This is a genomic window from Pseudomonas sp. dw_358 (assembly GCF_018449655.1).
Lineage (GTDB): Bacteria > Pseudomonadota > Gammaproteobacteria > Pseudomonadales > Pseudomonadaceae > Aquipseudomonas.
Genome location: NZ_JAAVUX010000004.1, coordinates 66,103 through 83,783 on the forward strand (window position 1 = coordinate 66,103; position 17,681 = coordinate 83,783).

13 protein-coding genes are annotated in these 17,681 nt (G+C 62.7%); 10 read left to right on the forward strand and 3 right to left on the reverse strand.

The window, feature by feature from the left end; all coding sequences use genetic code 11:
- Positions 1 to 2: 2 nt before the first annotated feature.
- A complete protein-coding gene (locus HB675_RS07970) occupies positions 3 to 365 on the reverse strand; it encodes a hypothetical protein (RefSeq protein WP_213877438.1) in 363 nt (120 codons plus the stop codon).
- Positions 366 to 713: 348 nt separating this feature from the next.
- Between HB675_RS07970 and HB675_RS07975 the strand changes: the two genes are divergently transcribed.
- Both HB675_RS07975 and HB675_RS07980 read left to right on the forward strand, forming a co-directional pair.
- Positions 714 to 5,570: an NAD-glutamate dehydrogenase gene (locus HB675_RS07975; protein ID WP_213877440.1), complete on the forward strand. Its 4,857-nt coding sequence runs from the start codon at positions 714 to 716 to the stop codon at positions 5,568 to 5,570.
- A 137-nt stretch (positions 5,571 to 5,707) separates the two neighbouring features.
- Positions 5,708 to 6,175, forward strand: a complete 468-nt coding sequence (locus HB675_RS07980) for a hypothetical protein (protein WP_213877441.1) — start codon at positions 5,708 to 5,710, stop codon at positions 6,173 to 6,175.
- 50 nt (positions 6,176 to 6,225) lie between these two features.
- On the opposite strand, the gene HB675_RS07985 is transcribed toward HB675_RS07980, so the two are convergent.
- Positions 6,226 to 6,756, reverse strand: a complete 531-nt coding sequence (locus tag HB675_RS07985) for a PaaI family thioesterase (protein WP_213877443.1) — start codon at positions 6,754 to 6,756, stop codon at positions 6,226 to 6,228.
- Positions 6,757 to 6,865: 109 nt separating this feature from the next.
- Between HB675_RS07985 and HB675_RS07990 the strand changes: the two genes are divergently transcribed.
- The 6 genes from HB675_RS07990 to HB675_RS08015 all read left to right on the forward strand — a co-directional run bounded on the left by HB675_RS07990 (position 6,866) and on the right by HB675_RS08015 (position 13,328).
- Positions 6,866 to 8,155, forward strand: coding sequence for an MFS transporter (locus HB675_RS07990; RefSeq protein WP_213877445.1), 1,290 nt, complete (start codon positions 6,866 to 6,868; stop codon positions 8,153 to 8,155).
- Positions 8,156 to 8,359: 204 nt separating this feature from the next.
- A complete protein-coding gene (locus HB675_RS07995; RefSeq protein WP_213877447.1) occupies positions 8,360 to 9,340 on the forward strand; it encodes a 2-dehydro-3-deoxygalactonokinase in 981 nt (326 codons plus the stop codon).
- 21 nt (positions 9,341 to 9,361) lie between these two features.
- Positions 9,362 to 9,985 (forward strand): 2-dehydro-3-deoxy-6-phosphogalactonate aldolase, encoded by a 624-nt coding sequence (locus tag HB675_RS08000; protein WP_213877449.1) that lies wholly within the window; start codon positions 9,362 to 9,364, stop codon positions 9,983 to 9,985.
- Between the two features lie 22 nt (positions 9,986 to 10,007).
- On the forward strand, positions 10,008 to 11,156 hold the full coding sequence (gene dgoD, locus HB675_RS08005; protein WP_213877451.1) for a galactonate dehydratase: 1,149 nt from the start codon (positions 10,008 to 10,010) through the stop codon (positions 11,154 to 11,156).
- Positions 11,157 to 11,202: 46 nt separating this feature from the next.
- A complete protein-coding gene (locus HB675_RS08010; protein WP_213877453.1) occupies positions 11,203 to 12,513 on the forward strand; it encodes an MFS transporter in 1,311 nt (436 codons plus the stop codon).
- Positions 12,514 to 12,557: 44 nt separating this feature from the next.
- Positions 12,558 to 13,328, forward strand: coding sequence for an IclR family transcriptional regulator (locus HB675_RS08015; protein WP_213877455.1), 771 nt, complete (start codon positions 12,558 to 12,560; stop codon positions 13,326 to 13,328).
- A gap of 101 nt (positions 13,329 to 13,429) precedes the next feature.
- Here the strand turns inward: HB675_RS08015 and HB675_RS08020 are convergent, their stop codons facing one another.
- Positions 13,430 to 15,094, reverse strand: a complete 1,665-nt coding sequence (locus HB675_RS08020; RefSeq protein WP_213877457.1) for a 4Fe-4S dicluster domain-containing protein — start codon at positions 15,092 to 15,094, stop codon at positions 13,430 to 13,432.
- 447 nt (positions 15,095 to 15,541) lie between these two features.
- Between HB675_RS08020 and HB675_RS08025 the strand changes: the two genes are divergently transcribed.
- Positions 15,542 to 16,291 carry an electron transfer flavoprotein subunit beta/FixA family protein gene (locus tag HB675_RS08025; protein WP_213877459.1) on the forward strand — a complete coding sequence of 250 codons (750 nt, stop codon included), beginning with the start codon at positions 15,542 to 15,544 and terminating at the stop codon, positions 16,289 to 16,291.
- Between the two features lie 2 nt (positions 16,292 to 16,293).
- Positions 16,294 to 17,238, forward strand: coding sequence for an FAD-binding protein (locus HB675_RS08030; protein WP_213877461.1), 945 nt, complete (start codon positions 16,294 to 16,296; stop codon positions 17,236 to 17,238).
- The last annotated feature ends 443 nt before the right edge of the window (positions 17,239 to 17,681 follow it).

The following is a 17,681-nucleotide window of genomic DNA, read 5'->3' on the forward strand; positions in this document are numbered from 1 at the left end:
CCTCACCCCACCTGATTAACCAACTCCCCCGTCCCCTTCAGAATAATCACCAAGGTCTCCAGCACTTCCGGCAAGTCCGCCGGGTCGGTGCCATGGAGCACCTCCAGCACCGAACTGCCGCGCAGGGCTGCACGATCGGCGGTCGCCACTTCGATGAGCAGGCGCTCGGGACTCAAGGTCACCTTGAGATCACGCAGCAGGTAGGGCTCGTCTTCTATATCCAGCGCCAGGCTCACTTCGTCCTCGTCGGGGAAGCGCGTCAGCAGCAGGGACTCTCCCGTCAGGCCGAGGCAGCACAACAGGGCCATGTTGTCCTCTTCGTCGTCACAGGGGTTGGCGATCAGTTCGACGGCGGTGAGTTGCATGGCGCAAGGTCCGGGAGAGGGAGAGAAGCTGTGATTTTGCCATGATGGCACCGCCGAAGATACGGTCTCTCGGCGCGACTCATTTGTTACATCTCGTACGATAACTCCACTTCGACCGAATATGTCGCCGCACCGCAAGCAAGCGGCCCCCGGCTGTCGTTAAGCTGGGGCGCCGATGGGATACCTTTCCACGACCAAGGCGCCCTTGCCACTGCCCGCTGTATCCGGCGGGCGCTCTGTTTCGGGCATCCCATCCGCCATGAGACGGCAGATGGACTAGGGTTGATCCATCTCGCCGCACATACGCGACGCTTCATTCCAAGACAAAGCTCAAGCGGAGTACCACAGATGGCGTTCTTCACCGCAGCCAGCAAGGCCGACTTCCAGCACCAACTGCAAGCGGCCCTGGCGCAGCACATCAGTGAACAGGCACTGCCACAAGTGGCGCTGTTCGCCGATCAGTTCTTCGGCATCATTTCCCTGGACGAGTTGACCCAGCGCCGGCTCTCGGACCTGGCCGGCTGTACCCTGTCGGCCTGGCGCCTGCTGGAGCGGTTCAACCATGCCCAGCCCCAGGTCCGGGTCTACAACCCCGATTACGAACGGCATGGCTGGCAATCAACCCACACTGCGGTGGAAGTCCTGCACCACGACCTGCCGTTTCTCGTGGATTCGGTGCGCACCGAATTGAACCGTCGTGGCTACAGCATCCATACGCTGCAGACCACGGTACTCAGTGTGCGTCGCGGTGTCGGCGGCGAGTTGCTCGAAGTGCTGGCCAAGGGCGCCACGGGCGACGATGTGCTGCAGGAATCGCTGATGTACCTGGAGATCGACCGCTGCGCCAGCGCCGCCGACCTCAACGTGCTGGCGCGGGAGCTGGAGCAGGTGCTCGTGGAAGTGCGCGTGGCCGTGGCCGATTTCGAGCCCATGAAGGCCAAGGTGCACGAACTGCTCGCGTTGGTGGACCAGACGCCTTACGCGGTGGACCCGCAGGAAAAGTCGGAAGTGAAAAGCTTCCTCGAGTGGCTGGTCAACAACCGCTTCACCTTCCTCGGGTACGAAGAGTTCGTGGTCAACAGCGCCGTCGACGGCGGGCAGTTGCAATATGACCCGACCTCCTTCCTCGGGCTGACCCGCCTGCTGCGGGTGGGCTTGACCGCTGACGACCTGCGCATCGAAGACTATGCCGTGACGTACCTGCAGGAGCCGCTGCTGCTGTCCTTCGCCAAGGCCGCCCACCCCAGCCGCGTGCACCGTCCGGCCTATCCGGACTACGTGTCCATTCGCCAGATCGATGCCGATGGCAAGGTGCTCAAGGAATGCCGCTTCATGGGCCTGTACACCTCGTCGGTGTACGGCGAAAGCGTACGGCAGATCCCCTACATCCGTCGCAAGGTCGCCGAGATCGAAAGCCGCTCGGGCTTCGACGCCAAGGCACACCTGGGCAAGGAGCTGGCTCAGGTGGTGGAGGTATTGCCCCGCGACGACCTGTTCCAGACCCCGGTGGACGAGCTGTTCGGCACCGTGATGTCCATCGTGCAGATTCAGGAACGCAACAAGATCCGCGTGTTCCTGCGCAAGGACCCCTATGGGCGTTTTTGCTACTGCCTGGCCTACGTGCCTCGGGATGTCTATTCCACCGAAGTGCGGCAGAAGATCCAGCAGGTACTGATGGAACGCCTGAAGGCCAGCGACTGCGAGTTCTGGACGTTCTTCTCCGAGTCGGTGCTGGCCCGTGTGCAGTTGATTCTGCGGGTTGACCCCAAAAACCGCATCGACATCGACGCCCAGCAGTTGGAAAACGAAGTCGTGCAGGCCTGCCGCTCGTGGAAGGATGATTACGCCGCGCTGACCGTCGAGAGTTTCGGCGAGGCCCAGGGCACCGCCGTGCTGGCCGATTTCCCGAAAGGTTTCCCGGCCGGCTATCGCGAGCGTTTCGCCGCGCACTCGGCGGTGGTGGACATCCAGCACCTGCTCGACCTGTCCGCCAGCCGGCCGCTGGTCATGAGCTTCTACCAGCCGCTGGCCCAGGGTGGCGAGCGCCAGTTGCACTGCAAGCTGTACCATGCCGATACGCCGCTGGCGCTGTCCGACGTGCTGCCGATCCTCGAGAACCTCGGCCTGCGGGTGTTGGGCGAGTTTCCGTACCGCCTGCGTCATCGCGACGGCCGCGAGTTCTGGATTCATGATTTCGCCTTCACCTACAGCGAAGGCTTGAAGCTGGACATCCAGCAGCTCAACGACACTTTGCAGGACGCCTTCGTCCACATCGTCAACGGCGATGCAGAGAACGACGCGTTCAACCGCCTGGTGCTCACCGCCGGCCTGCCGTGGCGCGACGTGGCGCTGCTGCGCGCCTATGCCCGCTACATGAAGCAGATCCGTCTGGGCTTCGACCTGGGTTACATCGCCAGTACCCTGAACAACCACACCGACATCGCCCGTGAACTGACGCGGCTGTTCAAGACCCGTTTCTACCTGGCGCGCAAGCTGGTGGGCGATGACCTGGGTGACATGCAACAGCGTCTTGAACAGGCCATCCTGAGCGCCCTGGACGACGTCCAGGTGCTTAACGAGGACCGCATCCTGCGGCGCTACCTGGACCTGATCAAGGCCACCCTGCGCACCAACTTCTACCAGCCGGACGCTGGCGGCCAGAGCAAATCGTACTTCAGCTTCAAGTTCAACCCAAGGCTGATCCCCGAGCTGCCGAAGCCGGTGCCCAAGTTCGAGATCTTCGTCTATTCGCCGCGTATCGAAGGCGTGCACCTGCGCTTCGGCAACGTCGCCCGTGGGGGCCTGCGCTGGTCGGATCGCGAAGAGGATTACCGCACCGAAGTGCTGGGCCTGGTCAAGGCGCAGCATGTGAAGAACTCGGTGATCGTGCCGGTGGGCGCCAAGGGCGGCTTCCTCCCGCGCCGCTTGCCGCTGGGTGGCAGCCGCGACGATATCCAGAATGAGGCGATTGCCTGCTACCGCCTCTTCATTTCCGGCCTGCTGGACATCACCGACAACCTCAAGGACGGCGGCGTAGTGCCACCGGCCAACGTGATCCGTCACGATCAGGATGATCCCTATCTCGTGGTGGCGGCTGACAAGGGCACCGCGACCTTCTCCGATATCGCCAACGGCATTGCCATCGACTACGGCTTCTGGCTCGGGGATGCCTTTGCTTCCGGCGGTTCGGCCGGCTACGACCACAAGAAGATGGGCATCACCGCCAAGGGTGCATGGGTCGGCGTGCAGCGCCACTTCCGCGAGCGCGACATCAATGTGCAGCAGGACAGCATCACCGTGGTCGGCATCGGCGACATGGCCGGCGACGTGTTCGGCAACGGCCTGCTGATGTCCGACCAGCTGCAACTGGTGGCCGCGTTCAACCACCTGCACATCTTCATCGACCCCAACCCGGAACCGGCCGCCAGCTTTGCCGAGCGCCAGCGTCTTTATGACCTGCCGCGTTCGGCATGGAGCGACTACAACACTGCGATCATGAGTGCGGGCGGCGGGATCTTTTCCCGCAGCGCCAAGAGCATCGCCATCAGCCCGCAGATGAAGGCGCGCTTTGATATCCAGGCGGACAAGCTGGCGCCCACCGAGTTGCTCAATGCGCTGCTCAAGGCGCCCGTGGACCTGCTGTGGAACGGCGGCATCGGCACCTACGTGAAGTCCAGCAACGAGACCCACAGTGACGTGGGCGACAAGGCCAACGATGCGCTGCGGGTCAACGGCAACGAGCTGCGCTGCAAGGTAGTGGGCGAGGGCGGCAACCTCGGCATGACCCAGCTGGGCCGGGTCGAGTTCGGCCTGCTGGGCGGGGCGACCAACACCGACTTCATCGACAACGCCGCGGGTGTCGACTGCTCCGACCACGAGGTCAACATCAAGATCCTGCTCAACGAAGCGGTGCAGGCCGGCGACATGACCGAGAAGCAGCGCAACCTGCTGCTGGGCAGCATGACCGACGAAGTCGGCGCGCTGGTGCTGGGCAACAACTACAAGCAGACCCAGGCGCTGTCCCTGGCGGCGCGCCGGGCCTACGAGCGCATTGCCGAGTATCGCCGCCTCATGGCGGACCTGGAAAGCCGCGGCAAGCTGGACCGGGCCATCGAGTTCCTGCCCAGCGAGGAGCAGCTCAACGAGCGCATTGCCGCCCGGCAGGGTCTGACCCGTGCCGAATTGTCGGTGCTGATCTCTTACAGCAAGATCGACCTCAACGAAGCCTTGCTTGCCTCCCAGGTGCCCGACGACGATTACCTGGCCCGCGACATGGAGACGGCTTTCCCGCCGTCGCTGGCCAGCAAGTACGCCGAACCCATGCGCCGCCATCGCCTCAAGCGCGAAATAGTCAGCACGCAGATCTCCAACGATCTGGTCAACAACATGGGCATCACCTTCGTCCAGCGGCTCAAGGAGTCCACGGGCATGAGTCCGGCCAATGTGGCCGGTGCCTATGTGATCGTGCGCGACATTTTCCACCTGCCGCACTGGTTCCGACAGATCGAGGCGCTGGATTATCAGGTCTCGGCCGAAGTTCAGCTGGCCTTGATGGACGAGCTGATGCGGCTGGGACGCCGGGCCACTCGCTGGTTCCTGCGCAGCCGCCGCAACGAACTGGATGCCGGGCGTGACGTGGCGCACTTCGGTCCGCACATCGCCGCGCTGGGGCTCAAGCTCGACGAGCTGCTGGAAGGCCCGACCCGTGACCTGTGGCAGCAACGCTACCAGGGTTACGTCGCCGCCGGCGTGCCGGAGTTGCTGGCGCGCATGGTGGCCGGGACGAGTCACCTCTACACGCTGTTGCCGATCATCGAAGCCTCCGATGTCACCGGCCAGAACGCGGCGGACGTGGCTAAAGCGTTCTTTGCCGTGGGCAGCAAGCTGGAGCTGACATGGTATCTGCAACAGATCAGCAGTCTGGCCGTGGAAAACAACTGGCAGGCCTTGGCCCGCGAGGCTTTCCGCGACGACATCGACCTGCAGCAGCGCTCCATCACCATTTCGGTGCTGAAGATGGCCGACGCTCCGCAGGACATCGAAGAGCGCCTGGAACTGTGGCTCGAACAGCACAAGGCCATGGTGGTGCGCTGGCGTGCAATGCTCGACGACCTGCGGGCGGCGACCGGGACTGACTACGCAATGTATGCGGTGGCGAACCGGGAGTTGATGGATCTGGCCTTGAGTGGTCAGTCCGGTCTGTAACAGGCTGTGCCCGTGAAAAACCCGCCCTGGTGGCGGGTTTTTTCTTTTTCTACGGGCAGCGGCGACCTTTCCCCGTTGAAGCATGGACCGGCGCTCCCTAGGTTGGGCGGCCATCCACACGGGACAAGGAGTCTTTCATGCAACAATACGACACGAACAGTTTTGTGGCCTCCCTGCACTGCATTTACAACGGGCGCAAGATGGCCGTTGGCAGCAGCGACACGCTGTTTTCTCTCGACAAGAACTGGCTGGTACTCGATGGCTCTCCAGTGCGCGCTTCGGGGCACCCGTTACGTCTGGGCTTTGAATACACCGGCCGCGGCCATGATCGCCTGCACTATCACGTCCATGGGCTGCTGCCGTTTGCCGGTCAGGTCGGCCTGAGCAGCCACGGCTACCTGGGGTTGTATGAGGTGGCCGTGGTCTCTGATTACTGGAAAGTTGAACCTCTGGAGCACTGGTCGCTGGAGGTGGGGCGCGAATTGCGCTGCAATCTGCGCGATGTCTTGGGCCATCAGGTGGGTATTTACCTGGGGGCCTATCTGACGGTGGGCGCCGAGTACCTGACGGATTTCTGGCTGGAAGTGCTTGAAGTGGGGGACTGAACGGGGTATTTGCGGCGCGCTGCAGGCGCCGCAAATCTGCCCGGCATCAATCACGAAAAAATCATGCAGGTCGTACTCCCCGTCGCATACAACCGACCTTCCACGTCATAGATGCGCCCCTCCGCCAGCGCCGTCGAACGCCCCAGATGCACCACCTTGCCTTCGGCGCGGATCGGCCCGGTCAACTCGGTCAATGCCCGTACGTAGCTGATGCGCAGATCCAACGTGGTGTAGCCCTGGCCTTGCTTGAGCCGGGTGTGAATGGCGCAGCCCATGCAGGAATCCAGCAAGGTCGCGGCATAGCCACCGTGGACGCTGCCCAGCGGGTTGTAATGACGCTGGTCGGGGCTGCCCTGGAAGATGAACAGGCCCTCGGCCCATTCGATGGGCACAAAATCCATCAAGGCCCCGATGGGGGGCGATGGCAGCTCGCCGCGCCCAATGCCATCGAAAAATTCTGCCGGGCTCAGGGCGCTGACCTCGCTGAGGGTCAGGGTGCCCGGTGCCCCCAATCGCTTGCGCATGGCCTGTTCGGCGGTTTGCCATTGGGCGAGGGTGTCTTCACGAGAGAGGGTCGACATGGGCGCGGTTCCGACGGGAGGAAGGGGCTTTCATCATATGTTGTCTGAAATATAAATCAACGCTGTGGTGACTTTGCTATCCTGCGCGACCGTTGGTGAGGAGCCTGCCATGACTGCCAAACCCCTGTTGCTATCGCGACCCGACCACAAGACCCTGGGCCTGGCCGCGCTGGGCGGCGCGCTGGAAATCTACGATTTCATCATCTTCGTGTTCTTCGCCCTGACCCTGAGCCAGCTCTTCTTCCCGCCGCAGATGCCCGAATGGCTGCGCCTGCTGCAGAGTTTCGGCATTTTTGTCACCGGTTACCTGGCCCGGCCGCTGGGGGGCATTCTGATGGCGCATTTTGCCGATCATCTGGGGCGCAAGAAGGTCTTCAGCCTGAGCATCCTGATGATGGCATTGCCGTGCCTGCTTATCGGGATCATGCCCACCTACGCCCAGATCGGCTACGCGGCGCCTTTGGTGTTGTTGGCCCTGCGCATCCTGCAAGGGGCTGCCGTAGGCGGAGAGGTACCCAGCGCCTGGGTGTTCGTCGCCGAGCACGTGCCGGCCGAGCGCCGCGGCTATGCCTTGGGTTTCCTCCAGGCCGGGCTGACGTTCGGCTACCTGATCGGTGCCCTGACCGCCACCGCTTTGGCCCAGCTATTCACTCCCCAGGAGATCCTTGCCTACGCCTGGCGCCTGCCGTTTCTGCTCGGTGGTGTGTTTGGTCTGGTGGGGGTGTGGCTGCGTCGTTGGCTCAGTGAGACTCCGGTGTTCCTCGCCCTGCGCGAGCGCCGTGAAGCGGTGGTGGAATTTTCCCTGCGCACGGTGCTGCGTGACCACCGCGCGTCATTGTGGCCAGCGGTGCTGCTGACCTGCGTGCTGACCTCGGCGGTGGTGGTACTGGTGGTTATCACCCCGACGGTGATGCAGCAGCGTTTCGGCATGACCGCCAGCCATACCTTTGCCTTGAGCAGTCTAGGGATCGTGTTCCTGAACCTCGGCTGCGTGCTGGCCGGGCTGTTGGTCGACCGCATCGGCCCGTGGCGGGCGCTGCTGGTGTATAGCCTGCTCCTGCCGCTGGGGATCGGTGCGTTGTATGCCAACCTGATCGGTGGCTGGGGCTGGCCGGGCGTGGGCTATGCCCTGGCTGGCCTGAGCTGTGGTGTGGTGGGAGTGGTGCCTTCGGTAATGGTCGGGCTGTTTCCGGCGCGTATCAGGGTGTCGGGCATTTCCTTTACCTACAACCTGGCTTATGCGTTGTGGGCCAGCACCACGCCGTTGCTGTTGATCGGCCTGATGCCGTGGAGCCCTTGGGTGTGCGTGGGCTATTGCGCGGTGATGGGTGGGGTCGGCGTGTTGACCTGGGGGTTGTTTGGCCAGGGGCGCCACGTTCGCGCGCTGGTTGAAATCTGAGGTTGACCCTTCCTGCAGGGCCGAGCTTGCTCGGGAAGAGCTCATCGCGATAAGCCTCGTCTGCAGGTGGACGGGGTCACGCCTCAATGGATTCATTAAATCCCATATTATGATCGTCCAATTTATATATTGAGATATTTACGGTTTCAGGTTTATAGTCACCCTCGGACGCTACTCACTGCCAACAACAACACAGGTGAAGCGATGCAGGCGCAATTGATTGCGCTCGATTGGGGCACCACGTCCCTGCGAGCCTATATGCTTGGAAGCCATGGTCAGGTGCTCGAACAGCGCGCTTTGAGCTACGGCATCATGCAACTCCCCACACCCCCCCGCCCGATCAGCGGCGCACTCGCCGACAACGGTTTCGAGTTGGCCTTCGATGAGGCTTGTGGCGACTGGCTGAGGGCGCAACCGACATTGCCGGTCATTGCCTGCGGCATGGTCGGCAGTGCCCAAGGCTGGGTTCAGGCACCTTATTGCCCGACCCCGGCACGGGTGGCAGACCTCGGCGCGGCGATGGTCCGGGTTCGCACGCGCAGCGGCGTGACCCTGCACGTGGTACCTGGCATCGTCCAGAACAGTGCCCTGCCCAATGTCATGCGCGGCGAAGAAACCCAGGTGCTGGGCCTGCTCCAGGGCCTGCCTGCCGATACCCGCAACGAGCCCCTGCTGGTCGGCCTGCCTGGCAGCCACTCCAAATGGGTGCGGGTGGTGGAGGGCTGTATCCAGCAGTTCGACACGTTCATGACCGGCGAGCTGTTCGCCGCCGTGTCGGCCCACACCATCCTGGGTCGCACTCAGGAGCTCGGCGGCCCTTTCGATGGCGTCGCATTTGACCGGGGCGTGCACACCGCGCTCTCCACCGAGGGCGATATCGGCCCGCTATCGACCCTGTTCAGTGCCCGCACCCTGGGCCTGACCGGACAGTTGCCGGGCAGCGCCCAGGCCGACTACCTCTCCGGCCTGCTGATTGGCCATGAGCTGCGCTCCCTGGGCGAAGTCCTGCGGGCACGGATGAAATCCTCACGGCTGCCCGACGTGGTGCTGATCGGCAACGACCAGCTCTGCGAGCGCTATCGACGCGCCTTGCAGGCCTGCGATTTCCCCTGTGTCGACGTCGCCGCTCAAGCCACCGAGCGCGGCCTGTGGAGCCTGGCGCTGGCCGCCGGGTTGACTCAATAACCCTTTTCCAAGGACATCTCCATGCTCCTGAAACAAGCATTGGCCAGCAACGGCATGATCGCCATCCTGCGGGGGCTGCGCCCCGACGAAGCAGCGGCCATGGGCGAAGTGCTGTACGCCGCCGGCTTTCGCGTGATCGAAGTGCCGCTCAACTCGCCTCAACCCTTTGACAGTATCCGCATCCTGCGCGACGCGCTGCCGGCTGATTGCGTGATCGGCGCCGGCACCGTGCTCACCCCTGAACAGGTGGAGCAGGTCAAGGCCGCTGGCGGTCAGTTGATCGTCATGCCCCACAGTGATGCCCGGGTACTGCGCGCAGCCAAGGCGGCCGGCCTGTGGCTGGCGCCAGGGGTGGTGACGCCCACCGAAGCTTTCGCCGCTTTGGCTGAAGGCGCCGACGTGCTCAAGCTGTTTCCTGCCGAAATGCTCAACCCCGGCGTTGTGAAGGCGCTGCTGGCGGTGCTGCCCAAAGGCACACAGCTGGTGCCGGTGGGTGGCATCAGCCCGGACAACATGCAGCCTTTCATCGAGGCTGGCGTCGCCGGTTTCGGCTTGGGTTCCGGGCTGTTCAAGCCAGGCCTGAGCGTGGCTGAAGTGGCCGAGCGGGCCAAGGCCTATGTCGCCGCCTGGCAGCGTCTGAACTGAATTCAAACAAGAGAATCTCGCGATGAAAATCACTCGACTGACCACCTACATCGTTCCGCCGCGCTGGTGCTTCCTCAAGATTGATACCGACGAAGGCGTCTGCGGCTGGGGCGAACCGGTGGTAGAAGGCCGTGCCCATACCGTGGCCGCCGCCGTGGAGGAGCTGTCCGATTACCTGATCGGCAAGGACCCACGCAACATCGAAGACATCTGGACCGTGCTCTATCGCGGCGGTTTCTACCGGGGCGGGGCGATCCATATGAGCGCGCTGGCCGGTATTGATCAGGCGTTGTGGGACATCAAGGGCAAGGCCTTGGGCGTGTCGGTCAGCGACCTGCTGGGTGGCCAGGTCCGTGACCGCATCCGCGTGTATTCGTGGATCGGCGGCGACCGTCCTGCCGATACGGCTCGCGCCGCCAAGGAAGCCGTCTCCCGCGGCTTCACCGCGGTGAAGATGAACGGCACCGAAGAACTGCAATTTCTCGACAGTCACGCCAAGGTCGATCTGGCCCTGGCTAACGTCGCCGCCGTGCGCGAGGCTGTCGGCCCTCACGTCGGCATCGGCGTGGACTTCCACGGCCGCGTGCACAAGCCCATGGCCAAGGTGCTGATGAAGGAGCTGGATGAGTTCAAGCTGATGTTCATCGAAGAACCGGTGCTCAGCGAGAACTACGAAGCCCTCAAGGAACTGGCGCCGCTGACCAACACGCCGATCGCCCTGGGTGAGCGCCTGTACTCGCGCTGGGATTTCAAGCGCATCCTCAGTGAAGGCTACGTGGACATCATCCAGCCGGATGCCTCCCACGCCGGCGGCATCACTGAAACCCGCAAGATCGCCAACATGGCCGAAGCCTATGACGTGGCGCTGGCCTTGCACTGCCCGTTGGGTCCGATCGCCCTCGCGGCCTGCCTGCAGCTCGATGCGGTCTGCTACAACGCCTTCATCCAGGAGCAAAGCCTGGGCATTCATTACAACGAAAGCAACGATTTGCTGGACTACGTGAAGAAGCCTGAGGTGTTCGACTATCAGGACGGCTTTGTGAAGATCCCTGACGGCCCGGGACTGGGCATCGAGATCAACGAGGAGTACGTCAAGGAGCGCGCGGCCATCGGCCATCGCTGGCGCAACCCGATCTGGCGTCACGCCGACGGCAGCTTCGCCGAGTGGTAAGCACCGCCCCCTGACAGCCTTCAATAACTATAAAAGGGCTCCTGACATGCCTAGCCACACCCTGGCGGGCGCCGCCTCCATGGCGACGCCCAGCCGCAAGCGCTTTTTCATCATGGTGCTGCTGTTCATCACTGTGGTGATCAACTACCTGGATCGCAGCAATCTGTCCATTGCCGCGCCGGCCTTGACCAGCGAGTTGGCCATCGACCCGATCCACGTCGGCCTGGTGTTTTCCGCGTTCGGCTGGACCTACGCGGCCATGCAGATTCCCGGTGGCTGGCTGGTAGACCGGGTGCCTCCACGCATCCTCTACAGCGTGGCCTTGCTGCTGTGGTCGCTGGCCACGGTGATGCTGGGGTTTGTCGGCAGTTTTGTCGGCCTGTTCGTGTTGCGCATGGTGGTGGGGGCGCTGGAAGCCCCGGCCTACCCGATCAACAGCCGGGTAGTGACCACCTGGTTCCCCGAGCGCGAGCGTGCCACCGCCGTAGGGGTGTACACCTCCGGGCAGTTTGTCGGGCTGGCGTTTCTGACCCCGGTGCTGGCTTGGCTGCAACATGAATTTGGCTGGCACATGGTGTTCGTCGCCACCGGGGTGGTAGGCGTGCTCTGGGCGTTGTTCTGGTACCTGGTCTACCGCGAACCCCGGGATTTCAAGGGTGTCAACGCCGGCGAGATCGAGCTGATCAGCGAGGGCGGTGGCCTGGTGGACATGCAGAGCAGCGCGCGCAAGGTCAAGGCGGGTTTCAGCTGGACCGACCTGGGTATCGTGCTGAGCAAGCGCAAGCTGTGGGGCATCTATCTGGGCCAGTATTGCCTGAACTCCACCCTGTGGTTCTTCCTGACCTGGTTTCCCACCTACCTGGTGAAGTACCGAGGCATGGACTTCATCAAGTCCGGGCTGTTGGCCTCGCTGCCCTTTCTGGCCGCCTTCGTCGGGGTATTGTGTTCAGGGTTCTTTTCCGATTGGCTGATTCGTCGCGGCGCCACGGTAGGGCTGGCGCGCAAGTTGCCGATCATCAGCGGGCTGCTGATTTCGACCTGCATCATCGGCGCCAACTACGTGAACTCTACCGGACTGGTGATTGCCTGTCTGGCCCTGGCCTTTTTCGGCAACGGCCTGGCCTCGATCACCTGGTCGCTGGTCTCGACCCTGGCCCCGGCCCGCTTGCTCGGCCTGACCGGCGGCGTGTTCAATTTCATCGGCAACCTGTCGGCGATCACCACCCCATTGGTGATCGGCTATCTGGCCAGCGGTGACAGCTTTGCGCCAGCCATTACCTACATTGCAGTGATGGCGTTGATCGGGGCGCTGTCTTACATCCTGTTGGTGGGCAAAGTGGAGCGCATTACGCTGTGACTGCATAATGCCCGCCTTCTCCGTGACTGATTCAAGGGTTGCCCATGCAGGATGACACCATCACCGCCGCAAAAGCCGCCACGCCCACGGGCACCCAGACGCTGTTACGGGGGCTGGCCGTGGTGCAGGCGGTTGCCGCCGGTGCCCGGGACCTCAAGGAAATTGCCCGGCGCATTGGCACCACCCGCAGCACCACCCATCGCTTGGCCAGTTGCCTGGTGGACGAGCGTTACCTGCGGGTCCTGCCGCAGGTCGGCTACCTGCTAGGCCCCAAGCTGATCGAGTTGGGCTTCCAGGCCCGGGAGGAAGTCCCGCTGGTGATGCTGGCCACTCCCTTTCTCGACACATTGTCGGCCTTGACCGGTGACACCATCCACCTGGCGGTGCGCGATGGCGACGAGGTGCTCTACCTGCACAAATTGCCGGGTCGCAATGGGCCGGAAATGCGCTCGCGGGTCGGTCATCGCATGCCGCTGTTGCGCACCGGTATTGGCAAGGCACTGCTGCTGGACAGCTCGGTGGCTGAATGGCAGCGCTTGTATGACCTGTGCCAACCGTCCCAGGGTTGGGACGCGGTGCAGGTGCGCATGCTCGACTACGTGACCGGGCGCTATGCCTTCGACCTGGAAGACAACGAACCTTCGATTCGCTGCGTCGCTGCGCCGGTGCGTGATGCCAGCGGGCATATCGTGGCAGCCATCAGTGTGGCCAGCACGGTGCCGTATATGCCGCTGGATAAGATGCAGGGATTGGTGAGCGTGGTGCAGAAGGCGGCGGCGGGGGTGTCGGCGCAATTGGGGTGGAAGGAGCGGTAGACCGCGTCGCGTCCATCGCGGGCAAGCCCTGCTTCCACAGGGCCAGACGCGGGAGGAATCTGTGGGAGCAGTGCTTGCCCGCGATAGGGGCGACACCGATGTTACATATTCGGGTAAGTCGGCCCGCCCGAACCTTCAGGCGTCACCCAGGTGATGTTCTGCGAAGGGTCCTTGATGTCGCAGGTCTTGCAGTGCACGCAGTTCTGAGCGTTGATCTGGAAGCGTTTTTCGCCGTCTTCCCGAGTCACCACCTCGTACACGCCGGCCGGGCAGTAGCGCTGTGCCGGTTCATCGTAAAGCGGCAGGTTGCGTGCGATCGGAATGTTCGGGTCGGTCAGCTTCAGGTGGCAGGGCTGTTCCTCTTCGTGGTTGGTGCCGGAGATGAACACCGAGCTGAGTTTGTCGAAACTCAACTTGCCGTCGGGCTTGGGGTAATCGATCTTTTTCGACTCGGCCGCCAGTTTCATGCAGGCATAGTCCGGCTTGGTGTCGTGCAGGGTGAAGGGCAGCTTGCCCTTGAACCAGTTCTGGTCGACATAGTTGAAGGCACCGCCGATCAGCGCGCCCCACTTATGCAAGGCCGGGCCGAAGTTGCGACTGGCAAACAGTTCGTCGTACAGCCAGCTGGCCTTGAAGGCGTCGACATAGCCGGTCAGCAGGTCGCCACCTTCACGGCCAGCTGCCAGGGCCTCGGCCACGGCGTCGGCGGCGAGCATTCCGGACTTCATGGCGGTGTGGCTGCCCTTGATCTTGGAGAAGTTCAAGGTGCCCAGGTCGCAGCCGATCAGCGCGCCGCCGGCGAAGACCATCCTGGGCAGCGAATTGAGGCCGCCCTTGCAGATGGCGCGGGCGCCATAGCTGATGCGCTTGCCGCCTTCCAGGTACTGCTTGAAGACCGGGTGGTGCTTGAGGCGCTGGAACTCGTCGAACGGTGACAGATACGGGTTGGCGTAGGACAGGTCGACGATCAGGCCCACCACCACCTGGTTGTTTTCCAGGTGATAAAGGAAGGAGCCGCCGGTGTTTTCATGGCCCATGATTTCCAGCGGCCAGCCGGCGGTGTGCATTACCAGGCCCGCTTGATGTTTGGCTGGGTCGACTTCCCAGATTTCCTTGAGGCCGATGCCGTAGTGCTGGGCGTCGGCGTCGCTGTCCAGGTGGTAGCGCTTGATCAGCTGCTTGCCGATGTGGCCACGGCAGCCTTCGGCAAACAGCGTGTACTTGCCGCGCAGTTCCATGCCGGGGGTGTACATGCCGTCCTTGGGCTGGCCCTCGCGGTCCACGCCCATGTCGCCGATCAGGATGCCGCGCACCACGCCGTTTTCATCGATCAGCGCTTCCTGGGCAGCAAAGCCTGGGTAAACCTCGACGCCGAGGTTCTCGGCCTGCTGCGCCAGCCAGCGGCACAGGTTGCCCAGGGAGATGATGTAGTTGCCTTCGTTATGCATGGTGTGCGGTACGAAGGCGTCGGGAATCTTGCTGGCGCTCTCGGCGTTTTTCAGCACATAGATGTCATCGCGCTTGACCGGGGTGTTCAAAGGCGCGCCCAGGGCTTTCCAGTCCGGGAACAGTTCGTCCAGCGCACGGGGTTCGAACACCGCGCCGGACAGGATGTGAGCACCCACTTCGGAGCCTTTCTCGACCACGCAGACGCTGATCTCGCTACCGGCTTCGGCGGCTTTCTGCTTGAGTCGGCAGGCAGCAGACAGGCCAGCGGGGCCAGCCCCGACAATGACCACGTCGAATTCCATGTATTCGCGTTCCACAGGTTTTCTCCTACCAGGCTCATCAGGCCTTGTTTCTAATGGGTGTCAACAGGCGCGCGGGTGCCAAGGGCGCTTTTTCCACGGGCGGCGCATTATATCTACACCACTCGCAGGGTCCAATACAAACGTTTGTTTGAAATGTCTACAGGGCAGATTAACCGCAGCCGGCAAGGGCGTGACCGGTGGGTTCCGCGTATTGACCGGTTGGGGCTATGCGGTCAAGATACGGTCGGTTTTGCGTATGACATAGCTCATTCGCGACACCTCAGGAGCCCCTGTAAAAATCAGGCGCGAGCCTCTGTCGATACGCTTTGCAGCAATTTGTCGTGAAGTTTACACGGGGAGAGCCCTTTCACGCACGGTCTGCCGCGTTTTTACAGGTGCCCTTGGGCCAATGAACGACGCCTGCGGGCGACTTTCTTTTCACCGGAGAGTAACGAGGAATCCATGAAGGTTCTTGTAGCTATCAAACGAGTGGTTGATTACAACGTCAAGGTTCGCGTCAAGGCGGACAACTCCGGCGTCGATCTGGCTAACGTCAAGATGTCGATGAACCCCTTCTGCGAGATCGCGGTAGAAGAAGCCGTGCGTCTGAAAGAGAAGGGTGTGGCCAGCGAGATCGTCGTGGTCACAGTGGGTCCGAGCACCGCTCAGGAACAGCTGCGCACCGCCCTGGCACTGGGCGCCGACCGCGCCATTCTGATCGAACACGCCGAAGACCTGACCTCCCTGGCCGTGGCCAAGCTGCTCAAGGCCGTGGTCGACAAGGAACAGCCACAACTGGTGATCCTCGGCAAGCAGGCCATCGACAGTGACAACAACCAGACCGGGCAGATGCTGGCGGCGCTGAGCGGCTACGCCCAGGGCACCTTCGCCTCCAAGGTCGAAGTCAACGGCGACAAGGTCAACGTCACGCGCGAAGTGGACGACGGTCTGCAGACCGTGGCCCTGAGCCTGCCGGCCATCGTCACCACCGACCTGCGCCTGAACGAGCCACGCTATGCTTCCTTGCCCAACATCATGAAGGCCAAGAAGAAGCCGCTGGAAACCGTCACTCCTGAAGCCCTGGGCGTTTCGGTGGCCTCCACCAACAAGACCTTGAAAGTCGAAGCACCGGCTGTGCGCAGCGCGGGCATCAAGGTCAAGTCGGTGGCCGAACTGGTCGAGAAACTGAAAAACGAAGCGAAGGTGATCTGAACATGACTATTCTGGTTATCGCTGACTACGTCACCGAAGGGCAGGTCCACACCGCCGTTGCGCCTTCCACCCTCAACACCGTGGCCGCAGCTGCCAAGATCGGTGGCGATGTGCACGTCCTGGTCGTCGGTCAAGGCGTGGACGCCGTGGCCCAGGCTGCTGCCAGGATCGCCGGCGTGGCGAAAGTGCTGGTGGCCGACAACGCCGCCTACGCCCATCAGCTGCCGGAAAACGTCGCGCCGCTGATCGTCGAACTGGCATCTGGCTACAGCCACGTACTGGCCGCTGCCACTGCCAACGGCAAGAACATCCTGCCGCGCGTCGCTGCACAGCTGGACGTCGATCAGATCTCGGAAATCGTTTCGGTCGAGTCGGCCGATACCTTCAAGCGGCCGATCTACGCCGGCAACGCCATCGCCACCGTGCAATCGACGGCGGCCATCAAGGTCATCACCGTGCGTGCCACCGGCTTCGACGCCGTCTCGGCCGAAAGTGGCTCGGCGGCGGTCGAAGCTGTGTCGGCTGCCCACGATGCAGGCAAATCTTCCTTCGTCGGCGAAGAGCTGGCCAAGTCCGATCGTCCCGAACTGACCGCAGCCAAGATCGTCGTTTCCGGCGGCCGCGGCATGCAGAACGGTGATAACTTCAAGCACCTGTACGCCCTGGCCGACAAGCTCGGCGCCGCCGTGGGTGCCTCGCGCGCCGCCGTCGATGCCGGCTTCGTGCCCAACGACATGCAGGTCGGCCAGACCGGCAAGATCGTCGCGCCGCAGCTGTACATTGCCGTCGGCATCTCCGGCGCGATCCAGCACCTGGCCGGCATGAAGGACTCCAAGGTGATCGTCGCGATCAACAAGGACGAAGAAGCACCGATTTTCCAGGTGGCTGACTATGGCCTGGTGGCGGATCTGTTCGAAGCCGTGCCTGAGTTTGAAAAGCTGGTCTGATTCAACCATTCCTGAGCGTCCTGGCGCTCCGGGAGCGCGAAGCCCGCAATGGGTTCACCCGAATGATCGGTGTGATACCCGGTGCGGGTTTTGTGTTTTCATGACGGTCAAATAGACGCGCTGATGGCGCACGCCTGCAACAGCGCCATCCGGCGCCGTGCCGACCCTCTTGTCTCTGGGGCCTGCCCACCTGGGAAAACAGAAGAGGGTAATGAACCTCATCCGACGGCAGTGCCAGTATTGGTCGCACTGGGGCTGGCGGCGATTTATCTGCCGTTTGTCGGGGGGCCAGAATACGCCACCTGTGCAGGATCCCGAGCCTTTCCAAGGCAAACCTGGACCTCGTCAACCGCATCGACTGACGGCAAGCAATCCCGTTCGGTTTTTGCTATCGTGCCAACTGTCCCCGTACACTTGGCAACTGTACTCCCGCCGGTCATCCC

Bases quoted from the DNA above. Each gene is read 5' to 3' on its own strand.
- HB675_RS07970 (WP_213877438.1), bottom strand. From the start codon at position 365: ATGCAACTCACCGCCGTCGAACTGATCGCCAACCCCTGTGACGACGAA.
- HB675_RS07975 (WP_213877440.1), top strand. From the start codon at position 714: ATGGCGTTCTTCACCGCAGCCAGCAAGGCCGACTTCCAGCACCAACTG.
- HB675_RS07980 (WP_213877441.1), top strand. From the start codon at position 5,708: ATGCAACAATACGACACGAACAGTTTTGTGGCCTCCCTGCACTGCATT.
- HB675_RS07985 (WP_213877443.1), bottom strand. From the start codon at position 6,756: ATGTCGACCCTCTCTCGTGAAGACACCCTCGCCCAATGGCAAACCGCC.
- HB675_RS07990 (WP_213877445.1), top strand. From the start codon at position 6,866: ATGACTGCCAAACCCCTGTTGCTATCGCGACCCGACCACAAGACCCTG.
- HB675_RS07995 (WP_213877447.1), top strand. From the start codon at position 8,360: ATGCAGGCGCAATTGATTGCGCTCGATTGGGGCACCACGTCCCTGCGA.
- HB675_RS08000 (WP_213877449.1), top strand. From the start codon at position 9,362: ATGCTCCTGAAACAAGCATTGGCCAGCAACGGCATGATCGCCATCCTG.
- dgoD (WP_213877451.1), top strand. From the start codon at position 10,008: ATGAAAATCACTCGACTGACCACCTACATCGTTCCGCCGCGCTGGTGC.
- HB675_RS08010 (WP_213877453.1), top strand. From the start codon at position 11,203: ATGCCTAGCCACACCCTGGCGGGCGCCGCCTCCATGGCGACGCCCAGC.
- HB675_RS08015 (WP_213877455.1), top strand. From the start codon at position 12,558: ATGCAGGATGACACCATCACCGCCGCAAAAGCCGCCACGCCCACGGGC.
- HB675_RS08025 (WP_213877459.1), top strand. From the start codon at position 15,542: ATGAAGGTTCTTGTAGCTATCAAACGAGTGGTTGATTACAACGTCAAG.
- HB675_RS08030 (WP_213877461.1), top strand. From the start codon at position 16,294: ATGACTATTCTGGTTATCGCTGACTACGTCACCGAAGGGCAGGTCCAC.